The following is a 15,638-nucleotide window of genomic DNA, read 5'->3' on the forward strand; positions in this document are numbered from 1 at the left end:
GCAGGAATCTGCAACGAGAAATGCGCCGCATTGGCCGGCCGGAACATACGCTTATCCTTAAGCAAAGAGGAAAAGAGCGCGATGTCGAAACCGTCCCTGGTTTGTGCTCGCGAAGACTGGCGGGCACCCTATCAAAACGAAAAATGGATAGCTGTAGGAAGAATCTTTAACGCCAGGAGGAGATTTCTTTATTTAACATTCAGCCGTTCACACACGTAAAAAAGCCGCGATCATCGCGGCTTCTTCTTGCGCCTGACTTACTTCGGTTCAGGCTTCTTAAACGCATAAAGATGCTGCTGCACAATCCCGCCCGGCAGCTCTTTGCCAAATACGCCATAACGCACCGGCCATTCTTTCGGCGGGAGCTTGAAGGTGCCGAACAACATGTCCACCAGTGGCGTGTGGATCGCGTAGTTTTTGTAGATGTAGTCCTTGTGCCGGGCGTGGTGCCAGTGGTGGTAGCGCGGCAGGACGATCAGATAATTCAGCCAGCCACCCTTGATGCGCACGTTGGCGTGGGCCAGTACGGCTTGCACGCCGACCAGAATCACATAGGCATTCAACGCCTGCGGCGCGAAGCCCAGCAGCATCAGCGGTACCAGTACGCCAGTGCGGGTCAGCAGGATTTCAATGAAGTGCACGCGCGAGCCGGCGAGCCAGTCCATGTGCGTGCTGGAGTGATGCACGGCGTGAAGGCGCCACAGAAAAGGTACAACGTGGTACAGCCGATGCAGCCAGTACTGACCGAGGTCCGCCACCAGCACCGCGAGCAGGAACTGCACCACCAGCGGCAGGCTTTGCACGCTGGCCTGAAAGCCCGGCGACACGGCCCAACCGGCGATGTAGCTCGACGAAGCGGTGATAAAAATCAGGATGAATTGCACCAGCATGTGGCTGACGAAAAAGTAGGTCAGGTCGGTGCGCCAGTGCGGTCGCAGAATGTTTTGCTCGGGGTCTTTGGAATACAGCTTTTCCAGCGGAATAAACACGATGGCCGAGACCAGCAGCGCCAGGACAAACCAGTCCAGACCCAGCGAGTACGGGGTCTGCCCGATTGCACTGACCTGCACGTTGGTGCCGCCGAGAAATACCGCCAGCCCGGACGCGACCAGCCCGGTGATCCCCAGACGCTTACGTTTGTTGAGCAGGATATTCAGGGTACCGAGGCTGAACGACAGCACCAGACCCAGCAACAGCGTGGTACGCGCAAACTGTTCGTCGTAGACCTTGCGCAGTTCAGCAGTGGTGAGCCACTCGGGAAACAGGAAGCACAACACCGCGAGCAGGCTCAACAGCCCGAGCGTGGCCGAGATATAACCACTGACCCGCCCCTCACCAAATTTGAAGGGGGCGTGGCCGTGCCGCTGAAAATAGGCTTTGAGTCTTTCCATAACTGATCTTCCGTGATTGCGAAAACTGCGATTGGTCAATGCGACGCAGGCAGAGACAAAAAAGCCACGGTCACCGTGGCTTTTTAGGGGTCACTGCTTCGGCGCGGGGGCCGGTGCAGTGGCCGGGGGAGCTGTCGGCGCCGGCGCCGCACTTCCCGGCTCGGCCGGTTTCGGTGCAGCGTCGTCGAACAGGTTCAACCGTTCACGCAACTCGTGCGCAGGCACTGGTTGCTGATCCGCCGGCAGTGCGTTCGGATCGACCGGCGGCGTCGCAGCGGCGCCATTTTGCCCTTGCTCTGCCGGTTTCGCCGGTTCGGCACCTTGCGCACCTTCGATGGCTGCCTGAGCCTTCTTGGTCAGCACGACAATGTCGATGCGGCGGTTGACCGGATTGAACGGGTTCTCCCTGTCGAACAACGCCGACGAGGCATACCCCACCACTCGCGCCACTTGCTCGTCCGGATAGCTACCAGCGACCAAGGCACGACGAGCGGCATTGGCCCGGTTGGCCGAGAGTTCCCAGTTACCGTAATCACCACGGCCAATGTATGGCTGGGCGTCAGTGTGGCCGCTGATACTGATCTTGTTCGGCACCGCTTTGATGGTGTCGGCCATGGCCAGCAGGATGTCTTCGAAGTACGGCTTCAGGCGTGCAGAACCGGAGTCGAACATCGGCCGGTTCTCGGCGTCCATGATCTGAATGCGCAAGCCGTTCGGCGTGATCTCGAAAAGGATCTGATCCTTGAACTTCTGCAGTTGCGGGTTCTCGTCGACCTTGTTCTGCAACTCTTGCAGGAGCAGTTCCAGACGCTCCTTCTCGACCTGCTCGGCCATGCCTTCGACCTGATCGGTGTCGACGGTGACTTTGTCCGGTTGCGGCTGGGATTTCACCTCGGGGTTGAGGGTGTTTTCCGGCGCCAGGGTCGGTGTACCGCCCAGATCGATGATGTAAGGCGTGCCGCTTTCAGAGAAGCCGACCGGGTCTTTGAAATAGCCGGCGATGGCGATCTTCTGCTCCGGCGTTGCGGTGGACAGCAGCCACAACACCAGAAAGAACGCCATCATTGCCGTGGCGAAGTCGGCGAAGGCGATTTTCCACGCCCCGCCGTGATGCCCACCGGCTATGCGCTTGACGCGCTTGATGATTATCGGCTGATTATTTTCCATGGCTTAACGACCGCGAACGGCTTGTTCCAGCTCGGCAAAGCTTGGACGGTGCGCCGGGTACAGCACCTTGCGACCGAACTCCACCGCCAGCGATGGCGGCATGCCGGAAGCCGAAGCCACCAGCGAGGCCTTGATGGCTTCGTAGACGTTCAGCTCTTCCTTGGCATCGTGCGCCAGGGAATGCGCCAACGGGCCGAAGAAACCGTACGCCGCGAGAATACCGAAGAAGGTACCCACGAGCGCCGCACCCACGTGCAGACCGATGGACTTCTGATCGCCCTCACCCAAGGACGCCATGGTCACCACGATACCCAGTACCGCCGCGACAATACCGAAACCCGGCATAGCGTCGGCAATGCCGTTCACCGCATGGGATGGATGCTCGAGGTCTTCTTTCAGGCTGTACAACTCCATGTCGAACAGGCCTTCAAGCTCGTGGGGAGCCATGTTGCCGGAGGACATGATGCGCAGGTAATCACAGATGAACGCGGTCATGCGTTCATCTTTAAGGACTGCCGGGTACTTGGCGAAAATCGGGCTCGCGGCAGCGTCTTCGATGTCGCCTTCAATGGCCATCATGCCTTCGCGACGGCTCTTGTTGAGGATCTCGTAGATCAGGCCAAGCACTTCCAGATAGAAGGTGTGGCTGAAACGCGAGCTGAACATGCTCAGGGATTTCTTGAGCACGTGCATCGTCATGTAACCGGGGTTGGCCTGGAGGAATGCACCCAGTGCCGCACCACCGATGATCATCACCTCGAAGGGCTGGATCAGGGCGGCAATCTTGCCGTGGGAGAGCACGTATCCGCCGAGCACGCTCGCGAATACGACGATGATGCCGATAATTTTAGCCATAGGTAGAAAGTACTTATTTAAGTCGGGTTCAAGGTCATATTCGGAAGTTAAAAAATCTCTTCTTCTACTTATCGGCAAAACTGCGCCAGACTATAGCCAGTTCAGGCGAAAAGCCAATTTAGCCCATGCCGGGCGCGTCTACAGTCAGTGAAGATCTCGTCCAGACATGGCTAATGAAACGAACGTCCCACACGTAAAACCGACCACCCTTGAAGGCTGGGTGACATTGCTCGATAGCGTGCGCCTGCCCGTGCCGCAAGACGCTCACGACAAAGTGTGCCGGGCCATTCGTGACAACCGCAGTTCTCTGCGCGACATCGCCGACCTGATGCAGGACAGCCCGGCGCTGGCCTTGAGCATCATCCGTGAGGCAAATCGTCACACCCACGGCACGATGAGTACACCGGCGGAAAATCTCGAAGTGGCGATCAACCGTCTCGGCCTCGCCCGCACCGAAGAACTGCTGGCACGCCTGCCTGCCGAACCGCAGATGCAGATTCCCAAGGCCCTTCGGCAACTGCAAATGATCAGCCAGCACGCCACGCAACAGGCCAACGGTTTTTTCGCCAGTCGCCTGGCGCGGCTGTGGCAGGACATTCATTGGGGCAGCCTGCTGTTTCTCTCGCCGCTGTGGCCGCTGGCGCTGACGTATCCGCAGTTGCTTGAAGAGTGGGAGCTGCGAGTTATCCACAAGGGCGAATCGGCGCGCACTGTCGAGAAGCAATTGTTTGGCGTGCGCCTGCTGAAAATCGCCGAGGCGCTGGTACAAGCCTGGCACCTGCCAGTCTGGGTGCAGCAAGGCTATAAACTGCTGCTCAGCGAGCGACGCGAATTGGTCAAAGTCCTGCGTATCGCCCGCGACAGCGAGCACCCGTTACGCCAGCAAAATCGTCTGGACGATGATCCGACGTTGCGCCGCTGGCTCAATCAACCCGCCAACACCGTACTGCTGGCCAACGGGCTGGCGCTGTCGGCGCAACAGGCGTGGGACAGTCCGCACAGTAGGCGCTGGCAGTACCTGACCAGCCTTTATCTGCAAATTTCGATGGACGAGGTGCAGCAGCAATTGCATCAACAGGCGGCCAACAGTGCGCGTCACCATGCGATGCCGGATCTGTGGCACCCGGCCGTTTCGCTGCTATGGCCGTGGGGCACTCATCGCTTGCCGGCCGGAATGCTCCCGGCCGCCGCCCCGAGCGCCGAAGATCTGACTCAGTGGCGCCGGCAATGCGCCGAACTGCTGGCCGAGCCGAGTCGGTTCACCAATGCCATGAGCCTGACCGTCGCCGCCCGTGATGCACTGGTCGCCAGCGGCATGCGTCGGGTGATGATCCTGATGGCAGATCGCACCCAGTCCAATCTGCGCGTGCACCAAACATTCGGCCTGCCAAAAGAAGCGGGGGCGCTGAATTTTGTGGTCAGTCAGAGCAAAGTCCTGCAACGGCTGCTCGCGCAACAGGCGCAGGTGCGGATCAACCCGCAAAACGACGGACAATTCTCTGCCCTGCTGCCGCCAAGCCTGCGCTCGCTGTTTCGTGGCGAGCACCTGTTCCTGCGCTCACTGGTCAACAATGGCCGGGTGATCATGATCGTCGTCGCCGATCAGGGCGGTGGACCGTTCGCCGATATCACCGTGCAAGCCTTTGGCAAAACCGCGCAGTGCATCGAAAAAGCCCTGCACAGCTTTAGCAGCCGTGGCCGATGAGGCTGCGCTACAATCCCCCACTTTGTGCTCTGGAGACCTCACATGTCTGACTTCTCTGGCTTGCCGCTCGTTATCGAACCGAGCGACCTGCTCCCCAGGCTCGAGGCAAGCGACCTGATTCTGGTGGACTTGACCAGTGCCGCCCGCTACACCGAAGGACACATTCCCGGGGCGCGGTTTGTCGATCCGAAACGAACCCAGTTCGGCCAGCCACCGGCGCCGGGACTGTTGCCGGCCAAAGCCGATCTGGAAGCGTTGTTCGGTGAGCTGGGCCATCGCCAGGACGCGGTCTACGTGGTCTATGACGACGAAGGCGGCGGCTGGGCCGGACGCTTCATCTGGCTGCTCGACGTGATCGGTCACGACAAGTACCACTATGTCGATGGCGGTCTGCCGGCGTGGCTGGCCGATGGCATGCCGATGTCGATCCAGGTACCTCCTGCCGCCGGTGGCCCGGTGGCATTGACGCTGCACGAAGGACCGACTGCCACGCGCGAATACCTGCAAAGCCGTCTCGGCGCCGCCGACCTCGCGATCTGGGATGCACGCGGGCCGCTGGAATACTCCGGCGAGAAAGTCCTGGCCGCCAAAGCCGGCCATATTCCCGGTGCGGTCAACTTCGAATGGACCGCGGGCATGGACAAGGCGCGCAACCTGCGGATTCGCACTGACATGCCGCAGATCCTCGAAGACCTGGGGATCACCAAGGACAAAGAAATCATTACCCACTGCCAGACCCATCACCGGTCGGGCTTCACTTATCTGGTGGCCAAGTCCCTCGGTTATCCGCGAGTCAAGGGCTACGCCGGTTCCTGGGGCGAATGGGGCAACCACCCTGACACGCCCGTCGAGATTTAAGGTTTTTAAGGACAACTAATGAAAGAGCGTCTGTTTATCCTCAGCCAATACCTGCTGCCTCATCATTTGCTGTCGCGCCTGGCCGGCTGCATTGCCGAGTGCCGCGTGCGCTGGTTCAAGAATGCGTTCACCCAGTGGTTCGCCAAGCGTTATCAAGTGGACATGTCGCAGGCACTGGTTGAAGACCTGACCGCCTACGAGCACTTCAACGCGTTCTTCACCCGCGCCCTGAAAGACGGCGCGCGCCCTCTGGACGAAACCCCGGGCGCGATCCTCAGCCCGGCCGACGGTGCCGTCAGCCAACTCGGCCCGATCGAGCACGGTCGGGTGTTCCAGGCCAAGGGCCACAGTTTCAGCGTGCTGGAACTGCTCGGCGGTGACGCGGCAAACGCAGCGCCGTTCATGGGCGGCGACTTCGCCACCATTTACCTGTCGCCGAAGGACTACCACCGCGTACACATGCCGCTGGCCGGCACCCTGCGTGAAATGGTCTACATCCCGGGCCGGATCTTCTCGGTCAACCAGACCACCGCGGAAAACGTGCCGGAGCTGTTCGCCCGCAACGAGCGTGTGGCGTGCATCTTCGACACCGAACGCGGCCCGATGGCGGTTGTTCTGGTAGGCGCGATGATTGTGGCTTCGATCGAAACCGTGTGGGCCGGTCTGGTCACGCCGCCGAAGCGCGAGCTGAAAACCTTCCGCTACGACGAAGCCGCCCGCGCACCGATCCATCTGGAAAAAGGCGCCGAACTGGGCCGTTTCAAGCTGGGATCGACGGCAATTGTGCTGTTCGGGCCGGATCAAGTGAAATGGGCTGAAGAACTGGCGGCTGGCTCGCCAGTGCAGATGGGCCAGGGTTTGGCGCTGCCAAAAGCCTGAGTCTGATGTAGCCACTGATCCGCCCGTTCGCACGTCTGCGAAAGGGCGGATACGACTCGCGGGGACCGTTACTCTATTTGCCCACGAAAGCCGATTGGCCCTTCGTTGGCATAGGTATTGGTGCCACTGAGGTTTTTCCCTCCATCATTGGAAGTGACGCTCAACGCGACAACGTTCTGATTGTCCCGTCCGCCAATAACCCACTTGCCGCCCGGATGCCACGGGGCATCGTTGCCACCCCACTGATTCTCGACGTTGTACTGGTTCTGGCCTGTGCGTTGCGCCTTAAAGCCAATGGGACCTTCACCGGCGTAGGTCATGGTGCCGGTGAAGGTTTTGCCGTCGTCGCCGGACTTGATCTCGATGGCCACGACGTTCTGGTTGTCCCGCGCGCCCAGCACCCAATCTCCACCTGGATGCCAAGGGGCCGAACTGCCGCCCCACTGATTTGCCACTACATATTTAGACATGAACCTCATCTCCTTGAAGTTATGAAGAGACCTGCCCGCTATTGGCAACAGGCCGTACGACCGTGCGTATCCGATCGCACGCCTAAGAGCCTAGTAGCGCCTGCGACATGGCAACGAGCCAGCAGACAAACGGTAAAAAAACCCACACGAGTCCGCGAACCTGGCCACAGCTGCTAGAGTTTTGGGCATTGCCCCATTCGTTTCCGGAGCTGGTCATGGCATGAGTGAGCCTCGATTCCAACCGACATTGCGCACCCCGACACCAACGCAAACGCGCCTGTCGTTCTGTGAACACACCCCGCGCGATCTCAAACGCTGGATCGCCGACCTGCCCAAAGCCAACATCGGCGAAACCGCCCGCCTGTTGTATCAAGGCCTGGGCGAACTCAATCTGTTGCTCACCCCCAGTGACAATCGCCTGCAACTGCTGGAGCTGCTGCGCCCTGAGGTGTATTTCGTCTGCCAGCATCTGGAGCGGCACTTTCTGCATCAGGCGATCATGCTCGACGAGCGCTCGCGCAAGATCAGCAACCTGTGTCAGACACTGCAAGGTCAGCTGGCCATCGGCTACAAACAGATCGTGTTACGCATTGTGCCGAAGTACAGCAAGGATCGTGCGGCACTCGTCAGCCAGGCCCTGCAACGGGCAGCCCATGCACTTAAAGCTCAATGGGTGCGCGCCACGCAGTTGTACAGTTCGCCGCCGGAGCATCTGTGGCTCGAGCTGCATCAGCTCTATCGAATTGCCTGTGAATTGCAGTTGCAGCAGCGCCAGGTGCATGACGATCTCGCCAGCCTGACCACCGAGTTGAGCCTGGAACAGACTTACATCGCCGCTCTGCTATTGGGCAGCGCCCGCTGCAATCAACTGCGGCAGAACCAGATCGCCCGACTGGCTGAAGTGATCGAACGGTGGAGTGCTTTGCTCAAACTGCATCCCGGTAGCCCGGACGAAGGTTTGTTTGCGATCAGCGCCGAACTCGATGCCGGGCCGCGCTATCGCAACATGTTTCGCAATGAGCAGAAAAACGCACTGCTCGGCTTCGATCCGCAGCCGCTGGTGAATGTCATTGAGGCACTTCTGCAGCGCCAGGACACGTCGACGCCGCTGCCCGTCCCTGCCGGGCTGAGCTTCGACACCTTGCAACACCTGCATGCGACCTGGGGCCAGGCGGCCGAGCGCAGTTTTCAGCGCACCGTAGGGCAAGGCAGCCTGACCGTGTGCGTGGGCATGAGCGCCCTGCACTTCTACCTGGGTGGCGAACGCACGTTCAGCGAACTGCTCAAACACCCCGGCGCGCGCGTGGCAAACTTCAGCAGCGTCGTGACCCAGGGTGAAAAGGACAGCTGGAGCCAGTCGTTCGACGCCGCGCCGCAAAGCAAGGCCGATGAGTTTCTGCCCTACGAAGAAATTCAGTACGACCATTTGGTGGAGGACGAAAGCAGCACCGACAGCACGCCCCACTATCCGACGTATGCTCTGCCTGTGATCAATCACAGTCCCGGTGGTTATTGCCTGGGCTGGCCGAAAGAAGTCCCCGTCGAGTTACAGACCGGGGAAATGCTCGGGATTCAGGACAGCACGAATCAAGGCTGGAGCATCGCGGTCATTCGCTGGATCCGGCAGGTGCGCGGCAGCGGTACGCAGATGGGCATTGAACTGGTGGCGCCTCATGCACAACCGTGCGGTTTGCAACTGGTGCGCTCGCGGGACGATCACAGCCACTATTTACGGGGACTGCTGCTGCCGCAGATCAGCGCGATCGACTTGCCGGCCACCTTGCTGGCGCCGCGTTTACCATTTCAGGAAGGCAATAGAGTGCTGATCAACACCCAAGGCGAGGAACACCCCGCCGGACTGGATCGACGGGTGGCGAGTACGCACAGTTTCAATCAGTTTGCCTATCGCTCGCTGGAGGCTGCGCAGCAGGGCGGGAGCGAAGAGGATTTCGATTCGTTGTGGAAGTCGCTTTAGACCGAGTTGCGCCCTTCGCGAGCAAGCCCGCTCCCACACTTGAAATGCATTCCAAAGTGGGAGCGGGTTTGTTCGCGAAGAGTCCGACGCTGGCCCTGGAGAGTCAGAGCTGCCCGTCGCGATCCCGGAAGCCCAGCAGATACAGCACGCCATCCAGCCCAAGCGTGGAGATCGCCTGCTTCGCCGACTGCTTGACCAACGGCTTGGCGCGGAACGCCACGCCCAACCCGGCAATGGCCAGCATCGGCAGGTCATTGGCGCCGTCGCCGACCGCAATGGTCTGCTCCAGACGCAAACCTTCCTTGTGCGCCAGTTCTTTCAATAGGTCAGCCTTGCGTTGCGCATCGACAATCGGCTCGATCGCCACGCCCGTGCACTTGCCGTCGACCACTTCCAGTTCGTTGGCGAAGACGTAGTCGATACCGAGTTTGGCCTGCAATTGCTTGGCGAAATAGGTGAAGCCGCCCGACAGGATCGCGGTCTTGTAGCCCAGACGCTTGAGTTCAGCGAACAGGGTTTCGGCTCCCTCGGTCAGGCGCAGCGAAGCGCCGATCGAGTCCAGCACGCTGACGTCGAGGCCTTTGAGCAGCGCCAGACGCTCCTTGAAACTGGCGCGAAAATCCAGTTCGCCCGCCATGGCACGCTCGGTGATTTGCGAAACCTGCTCGCCAACCCCGGCCGCCTTGGCCAGTTCATCGATGACTTCGGCTTCGATCAGCGTCGAGTCCATGTCGAACACCGCCAGACGACGGTTGCGACGGAACAGTGAATCTTCCTGGAAGGCGATGTCGACGTTCAGTTCCTGCGCAACGCTGAGGAACTCGGCACGCAGCGCCTGCGGATCAGCCGCTTCGCCCCGCACGGAGAACTCGATGCAGCCCTTGCCTTGGTCGGCCGGGGTGTCGAGCGGCATACGACCCGACAGACGGTCGATGTGATCGATATTCAGACCGTATTTGGCAGTGATCGAACTGACAGCCTGCAATTGCCCGGCAGTCACTTTGCGCGTCAGCAGGGTGACGATGTGACGTTTCTTGCCCTGATTGCCCACCCATTGTTGGTAATCCTCTTCGGACACCGGGGTGAAGCGCACTTGCTGATCAAGCTCGTAGCCCTTGAACAGAATGTCCTTGAGCACGGACTTGCCTTGCTCGGAATCGGGAATTTCAACCAGGATGCCAAACGACAGGGTGTCGTGGATCACCGCCTGACCGATGTCGAGAATGTTCACACCACCTTGTGCCAGAACGCCGGTAATGGCCGCAGTCAGACCCGGACGGTCGACTCCCGTGATGTTAATCAGGACGATTTCGCGCAACGCGCACCCCCGCAACTGGAAAAAAACCGCATTCTACCCACTTTCAGTGACCATCGGGCACCGCGAGCGCTTTGCCGGTCTAGGGCCTGTCGCTATACTGCGCGTCAACTTCACGGACAAAAGAGCCGAGCTCAGTGAACCGGCCCACGCCAGTTAAAACCGATAACTTCTTCCTGCTGATCTTCCGTGCACTGCGCCACCGCCGTGTACCGATTGCATTGCGCATTGCCAGCCATAACGTGATCCTCGTCGCTCTGGCGCTGGTGATCTATGCCGGCGTGATGGGTTTGCAATTCAAGCAGGCCATGCACGAACAGGCCGATGCGCTGGGCGAAAGCCTGACCACGCAGACCGCCACCTCCGCCACGGAGCTGCTGGTGTCCAACGACATCCTCAGCCTCAACGTGCTGCTCAACAACCTGACCAAGAACAAACTGGTGGCCCACGCCGCCATTTACAGCGTGGATAACCGCATCCTCGCCGAGTCCGGTCAGCGCCCCAAGCACAGCCTGCTGGGCGAAGCCGAGGGCATGTACGAAAGCAAGATCACTTTTCAGGACGTGACCGCCGGGCAACTGCGCATCAGCCTGGACATGGATCAGTTCCAGCAGCCGATGACCATCAGCCTGCAAAGCATGGGCATCTTGAGTGCGATTCTGTTGGCGCTGTCGTTGGCCCTGAGCCTGCGGCTGGGTCGGCACATCTCCACGCCGCTCCTGCAACTGCGCGTATGGCTGCGCCGGATCGATGAGTACACCCCGGGTATCGAGCGTCAGGACGAGATCGGCGATCTGGCCCGTCAGTTACACGCCAACTATGCCCCCGAGCCTGTTGAGCCCGAGCCAGAACCGGAGCCCGAGTTCGAAGACGACGAGACTGAGTTCGAAGTGCGTAACCTGCGCGACCCGAGCTTCGACGAGAGCCGGCCGGTGGCCGCGCAAAAGCCTGCGGCACGCCGGGTGGTCAGCACCGTCGAGGACGATGAGGACGACGACGCCTTCGCCGACCTGCGCGACGAGTCCTTGAATGAAACCGCGCAACCGCCGATTCGCCAGGCCACACCAAGCGTGCCTCAGCACACGGCAGTGCTGGCCGTGCAACTGGGCTCCCAGGAGCAACTGCGCCGTTTGCCTCGGACCCGTCTGGAAGAGTTGCAAAAGCGCTACCGCGATTGCCTCGATCAAGCCGCTTCGCTGTATCAAGGCGAGATCGAAACCCTGAACGATGGCAGCACGCTGATGCTGTTCCACACCGAGGACAGTGGCGACGACTACCTGACCAACGCGATCTGCTGCGGCGAGTTGCTGCGAGCGCTGGGCCATCAGTTGCAGATTGAAGTCGCGGACAGTGGCATTACCCTGCAATTGCAGTTGGGCCTGACCCTGGGTGATGAGTTGTTCGGCCTGAGCCAGATTGATCTGCTGCTGACCGATTCGGCCCAGGACGCACTGGCCTTGTCGCAGCACAGCCGCAATTTGCTGCTGGTTGAACGCAAGATCAGTGATGACGCGCTGATCCGTCAGCGTGCACGGATCCGCCCGATCGCCAGTCCCGAGGGGGCGTGCTGTGTCGAGCGGTTGATGGAGCCTTATCCATCGATGCTGGAGCGGCAACTGGCACGGATGCATGAGCGCCGGGCCTGAGGCCTGATCCCGCTGTAAAGGAGCCCGCAGATGAGTGATTGTCTGCGGGCTTTTTCGTAGTCTGATCCGGCCTCTTCGCGAGCAAGCCTGCTCCCACAGGGGAATTGAAGCCGTGTGGGAGCGGGCTTGCTCGCGAAGGGGCCAGACGCCTAACCACACATTTCCAGACAGCAGACACAACAAAGCCCGCACAAGGCGGGCTTTGTTTTGACTCAAACCAGACTTAGAAGCGGAACACTTCCATATCGGTGCGAATCGGCGAAGCCATCGGGATCTTAGGCTGCTTGTCAGCTTCCGAAGGCGCTGCCGGTTTCGGTGCTGGCTTACGCTGCGCCTCGACCAACGGCGGCTGATTGGCCAGTGGTTTGAGCGCCACCGACAGTTGATCGGCCAACCGCTGCAACAGAATCCCTTGTGCCTGAACCTGCGAAGCCGTGCTACCGGCGTGCAGCTCTTGCAGGTGGACGATGCGGTTATCACGCACTCGGCCACGACGGTCGATCAATCGCCATTGCGCATCGAGAATCGCCGGTTGTTTCTCACCGGAGTCCAGACGCGTGATGGTCAGCAATACCTGCGCATCCGGGGTAAAACCCTGAGTGGCCGGTGCCAGCACGACACGTTGGCTGTCCAGATGGCCGGCAACCTGACGCAGCAGCAACTGGTCGATATCCGACGAAAGGCTGCCAGCCCAACGACCATCGGTCGCCGCTTGCAGACTGCCGTCAGGTTGACGTTGCAGCAGGGTTTCACGTTGCAGGTAGTCGGCGACGACTACCGGGCCCAACAAAACCGCCATGCCTGCGCTTTGCGCAGGCTGAACCGGACTTCCGCTGTCCAGCTGATACAGCGACACCGGCTGGTGTACGCTGCAACCCGCCAGGCCAAGAACGCCGGCGAGCAGGAAAATAAGGGGGCGCAGAGCAGTCATCATCCCGTCCAGGTGGCCGCCACTCGGCTGACCACAGTGAAAATACTCAATAAATATGAAGAACGCTCGGCCACGCCGGCGCTTGAAAGGCCATATCATCCGTGAATATGCGTTCCGACTCCAGCGCCAAAGCGTCGATCTACGCGTTAAATCGTAGATCGAGCGCTCTGGGACGCCTAATTGAGGTTTTCGACGAGCAGCGCATCGACTCGCTGGAAGCCACGCGGCAGTTTATTGCCACGGCGACCACGCTCACCTTTGTAGTGTTCGAGGTCGTCGGCCTTGAGCGACAGAGTCCGTTTTCCGGCCTGCAACACCAGCGTTGCGCCTTCCGCAAGCACGGCGATGTCCGTGACATATTCTTCGCGACTGGCCACGCGCTCACCGGAAATACCGATGATCTTGTTGCCCTTGCCCTTACCTAATTGTGGCAGATCGCTGATTTTGAATATCAGCAGGCGACCTTCGGTCGTGACCGAGGCCAGCCAGTTCTGATCACGATCGGTCACCGGACGCGGCGCGATCACTTTGGCGTTGTTCGGCAGGCTCAACAGGGCTTTACCGGCCTTGTTCTTGGCTTGCAGGTCTTCGCCTTTGACCACGAATCCGTAACCGGCGTCGGAAGCGATCACGTACAGCGCGTCGTCTTCCGGCATCAGCACGCATTCGAACGATGCGCCCGGTGGCGGCGTCAGACGGCCGGTCAACGGCTCGCCCTGGCCACGGGCCGACGGCAACGTGTGCGCGGCGACCGAATAGCTGCGGCCGGTGGAGTCAATAAACACCGCAAACTGGTTGGAGCGCCCCGCTGCCGAGGTCTTGAAGCCATCACCGGCCTTGTACGACAGGCCGGTGGCGTCGATGTCATGACCTTTGGCCGAACGGATCCAGCCTTTTTCCGACAACACGACGGTCACTTTCTCGTTCGGCAGCAGATCGTGCTCGGTCAACGCCTTGGCTTCGGCGCGCTCCACGATTGGCGAGCGGCGGTCGTCGCCGTAGGTTTCGGCGTCCTTGATCAGTTCGGTGCGCACCAGTTTCTTCAACTTGGCTTCGCTGCCCAGCAGCGCTTGCAGCTTGGCTTGTTCCTTGAGCAGTTCGTCCTGCTCGTCGCGCAACTTCATTTCCTCCAGTCGCGCCAACTGACGCAGACGGGTGTCGAGGATGTAGTCAGCTTGAATCTCGCTGAGGGCGAAGCGCTCGATCAGCTTGGCTTTCGGGTGTTCCTCGGTACGAATGATGTGAATCACTTCATCCAGGTTGAGGTAGGCAATCAACAAACCGTCCAACAGGTGCAGTCGACGCTCGACCTTGTCGAGGCGAAATTGCAAACGGCGACGCACGGTCTGCACACGGAATTCCAGCCATTCGACCAGCAAGGCGCGCAGGTTTTTCAGCTGTGGCTTGCCGTCCAGACCGATGATGTTGACGTTGACCCGGTAGGTCGACTCCAACTCGGTGCTGGCGAACAGGTGCTGCATCAGCGCTTCGTGATCGACGCGGCTGTTGACCGGGATAATCACGATGCGGCACGGGTTTTCGTGGTCGGATTCGTCACGCAGGTCGGCGATCTGCGGCGCTTTCGACGGTTTGGCCTGCATCAGCGCGGCGATCTGCTCCAGCACTTTGGCCCCGGAGACCTGATGCGGCAGCGCGGTGACGATGATGTCGCCGTCCTCGACGTGGTACACGGCGCGCATGCGCACTGAGCCCTTGCCGGTTTCGTACATTTTCAGCAGGTCGGCGCGCGGCGTGATGATTTCCGCTTCGGTCGGATAGTCCGGGCCCTGGATGTGTTCACAGAGTTGCTCGACCGTGGCTTTGGGCTCATCGAGCAAGCGCACGCACGCCGTGGCGACTTCGCGCAGGTTGTGCGGCGGTACGTCGGTGGCCATGCCCACGGCGATGCCGGTGGTGCCGTTGAGCAGAATGTTCGGCAGACGCGCCGGCAATACCAGCGGTTCCTGCAGGGTGCCGTCGAAGTTCGGGCCCCAGTCCGCAGTGCCCTGGCCCAGTTCGCTGAGCAGCACTTCGGAATAACGCGACAGGCGAGCCTCGGTGTAACGCATGGCCGCGAAGGACTTGGGATCATCCGGCGCACCCCAGTTACCCTGGCCGTCGACCAGCGTGTAGCGATAGCTGAACGGCTGAGCCATCAGCACCATCGCTTCGTAGCACGCCGAGTCGCCGTGGGGGTGAAACTTACCGAGCACGTCACCGACGGTACGCGCCGATTTCTTGTGTTTGGAGTCAGCGTCCAGCCCCAGTTCGCTCATCGCATAAATGATGCGACGCTGCACCGGTTTCAGGCCATCGCCGATATGCGGCAAGGCACGGTCCATGATCACGTACATGGAGTAATTGAGGTAGGCACTTTCGGTGAAGTCAGCCAGCGAGCGGCGCTCTACGCCGTCTAAGCTGTCTGCAAGGATGTCGCTCATGCGGG

The 15,638-nt window shown here is 60.3% G+C and carries 12 protein-coding genes; 5 read left to right on the forward strand and 7 right to left on the reverse strand.

Features of this window, described 5'->3' with window-relative positions; genetic code table 11:
• Positions 1 to 257 precede the first annotated feature (257 nt).
• From K5E40_RS13560 to motA, 3 genes are all read right to left on the reverse strand, one after another.
• Entirely contained in the window at positions 258 to 1,391 is a 1,134-nt protein-coding gene (locus tag K5E40_RS13560; RefSeq protein WP_221731205.1) for a sterol desaturase family protein, read from the reverse strand.
• Between the two features lie 90 nt (positions 1,392 to 1,481).
• Positions 1,482 to 2,558 carry a flagellar motor protein MotB gene (gene motB / locus K5E40_RS13565; RefSeq protein WP_221731206.1) on the reverse strand — a complete coding sequence of 359 codons (1,077 nt, stop codon included), beginning with the start codon at positions 2,556 to 2,558 and terminating at the stop codon, positions 1,482 to 1,484.
• A 3-nt stretch (positions 2,559 to 2,561) separates the two neighbouring features.
• A complete protein-coding gene (gene motA / locus K5E40_RS13570) occupies positions 2,562 to 3,413 on the reverse strand; it encodes a flagellar motor stator protein MotA (protein WP_007952169.1) in 852 nt (283 codons plus the stop codon).
• A gap of 166 nt (positions 3,414 to 3,579) precedes the next feature.
• Between motA and K5E40_RS13575 the strand changes: the two genes are divergently transcribed.
• From K5E40_RS13575 to asd, 3 genes are read left to right on the forward strand one after another with little or no spacing between them, the layout of a single operon-like run.
• Positions 3,580 to 5,118 carry an HDOD domain-containing protein gene (locus tag K5E40_RS13575; protein ID WP_221731207.1) on the forward strand — a complete coding sequence of 513 codons (1,539 nt, stop codon included), beginning with the start codon at positions 3,580 to 3,582 and terminating at the stop codon, positions 5,116 to 5,118.
• A gap of 42 nt (positions 5,119 to 5,160) precedes the next feature.
• Positions 5,161 to 5,976 (forward strand): thiosulfate sulfurtransferase, encoded by an 816-nt coding sequence (rhdA, locus tag K5E40_RS13580; protein ID WP_221731208.1) that lies wholly within the window; start codon positions 5,161 to 5,163, stop codon positions 5,974 to 5,976.
• An 18-nt stretch (positions 5,977 to 5,994) separates the two neighbouring features.
• Positions 5,995 to 6,855 (forward strand): archaetidylserine decarboxylase, encoded by an 861-nt coding sequence (gene asd, locus K5E40_RS13585; protein ID WP_095113488.1) that lies wholly within the window; start codon positions 5,995 to 5,997, stop codon positions 6,853 to 6,855.
• 68 nt (positions 6,856 to 6,923) lie between these two features.
• On the opposite strand, the gene K5E40_RS13590 is transcribed toward asd, so the two are convergent.
• A complete protein-coding gene (locus K5E40_RS13590) occupies positions 6,924 to 7,325 on the reverse strand; it encodes a lectin OAA (protein WP_221731209.1) in 402 nt (133 codons plus the stop codon).
• A 220-nt stretch (positions 7,326 to 7,545) separates the two neighbouring features.
• Between K5E40_RS13590 and K5E40_RS13595 the strand changes: the two genes are divergently transcribed.
• Complete coding sequence (locus tag K5E40_RS13595) at positions 7,546 to 9,300, forward strand: molecular chaperone (protein WP_221731210.1); 1,755 nt, start codon at positions 7,546 to 7,548, stop codon at positions 9,298 to 9,300.
• 103 nt (positions 9,301 to 9,403) lie between these two features.
• Here the strand turns inward: K5E40_RS13595 and serB are convergent, their stop codons facing one another.
• Positions 9,404 to 10,618, reverse strand: coding sequence for a phosphoserine phosphatase SerB (gene serB, locus K5E40_RS13600; RefSeq protein WP_221731211.1), 1,215 nt, complete (start codon positions 10,616 to 10,618; stop codon positions 9,404 to 9,406).
• A 134-nt stretch (positions 10,619 to 10,752) separates the two neighbouring features.
• Between serB and K5E40_RS13605 the strand changes: the two genes are divergently transcribed.
• A complete protein-coding gene (locus K5E40_RS13605; protein WP_221731212.1) occupies positions 10,753 to 12,261 on the forward strand; it encodes an AhpA/YtjB family protein in 1,509 nt (502 codons plus the stop codon).
• 223 nt (positions 12,262 to 12,484) lie between these two features.
• Here the strand turns inward: K5E40_RS13605 and K5E40_RS13610 are convergent, their stop codons facing one another.
• Both K5E40_RS13610 and parC read right to left on the reverse strand, forming a co-directional pair.
• Positions 12,485 to 13,192 (reverse strand): membrane integrity-associated transporter subunit PqiC, encoded by a 708-nt coding sequence (locus K5E40_RS13610; protein WP_221731213.1) that lies wholly within the window; start codon positions 13,190 to 13,192, stop codon positions 12,485 to 12,487.
• Between the two features lie 176 nt (positions 13,193 to 13,368).
• Entirely contained in the window at positions 13,369 to 15,633 is a 2,265-nt protein-coding gene (gene parC / locus K5E40_RS13615) for a DNA topoisomerase IV subunit A (protein WP_221731214.1), read from the reverse strand.
• Between the last annotated feature and the right edge of the window lie 5 nt (positions 15,634 to 15,638).

The organism is Pseudomonas baetica (assembly GCF_019733355.1).
Classification (GTDB): Bacteria; Pseudomonadota; Gammaproteobacteria; order Pseudomonadales; family Pseudomonadaceae; genus Aquipseudomonas; species Aquipseudomonas baetica_A.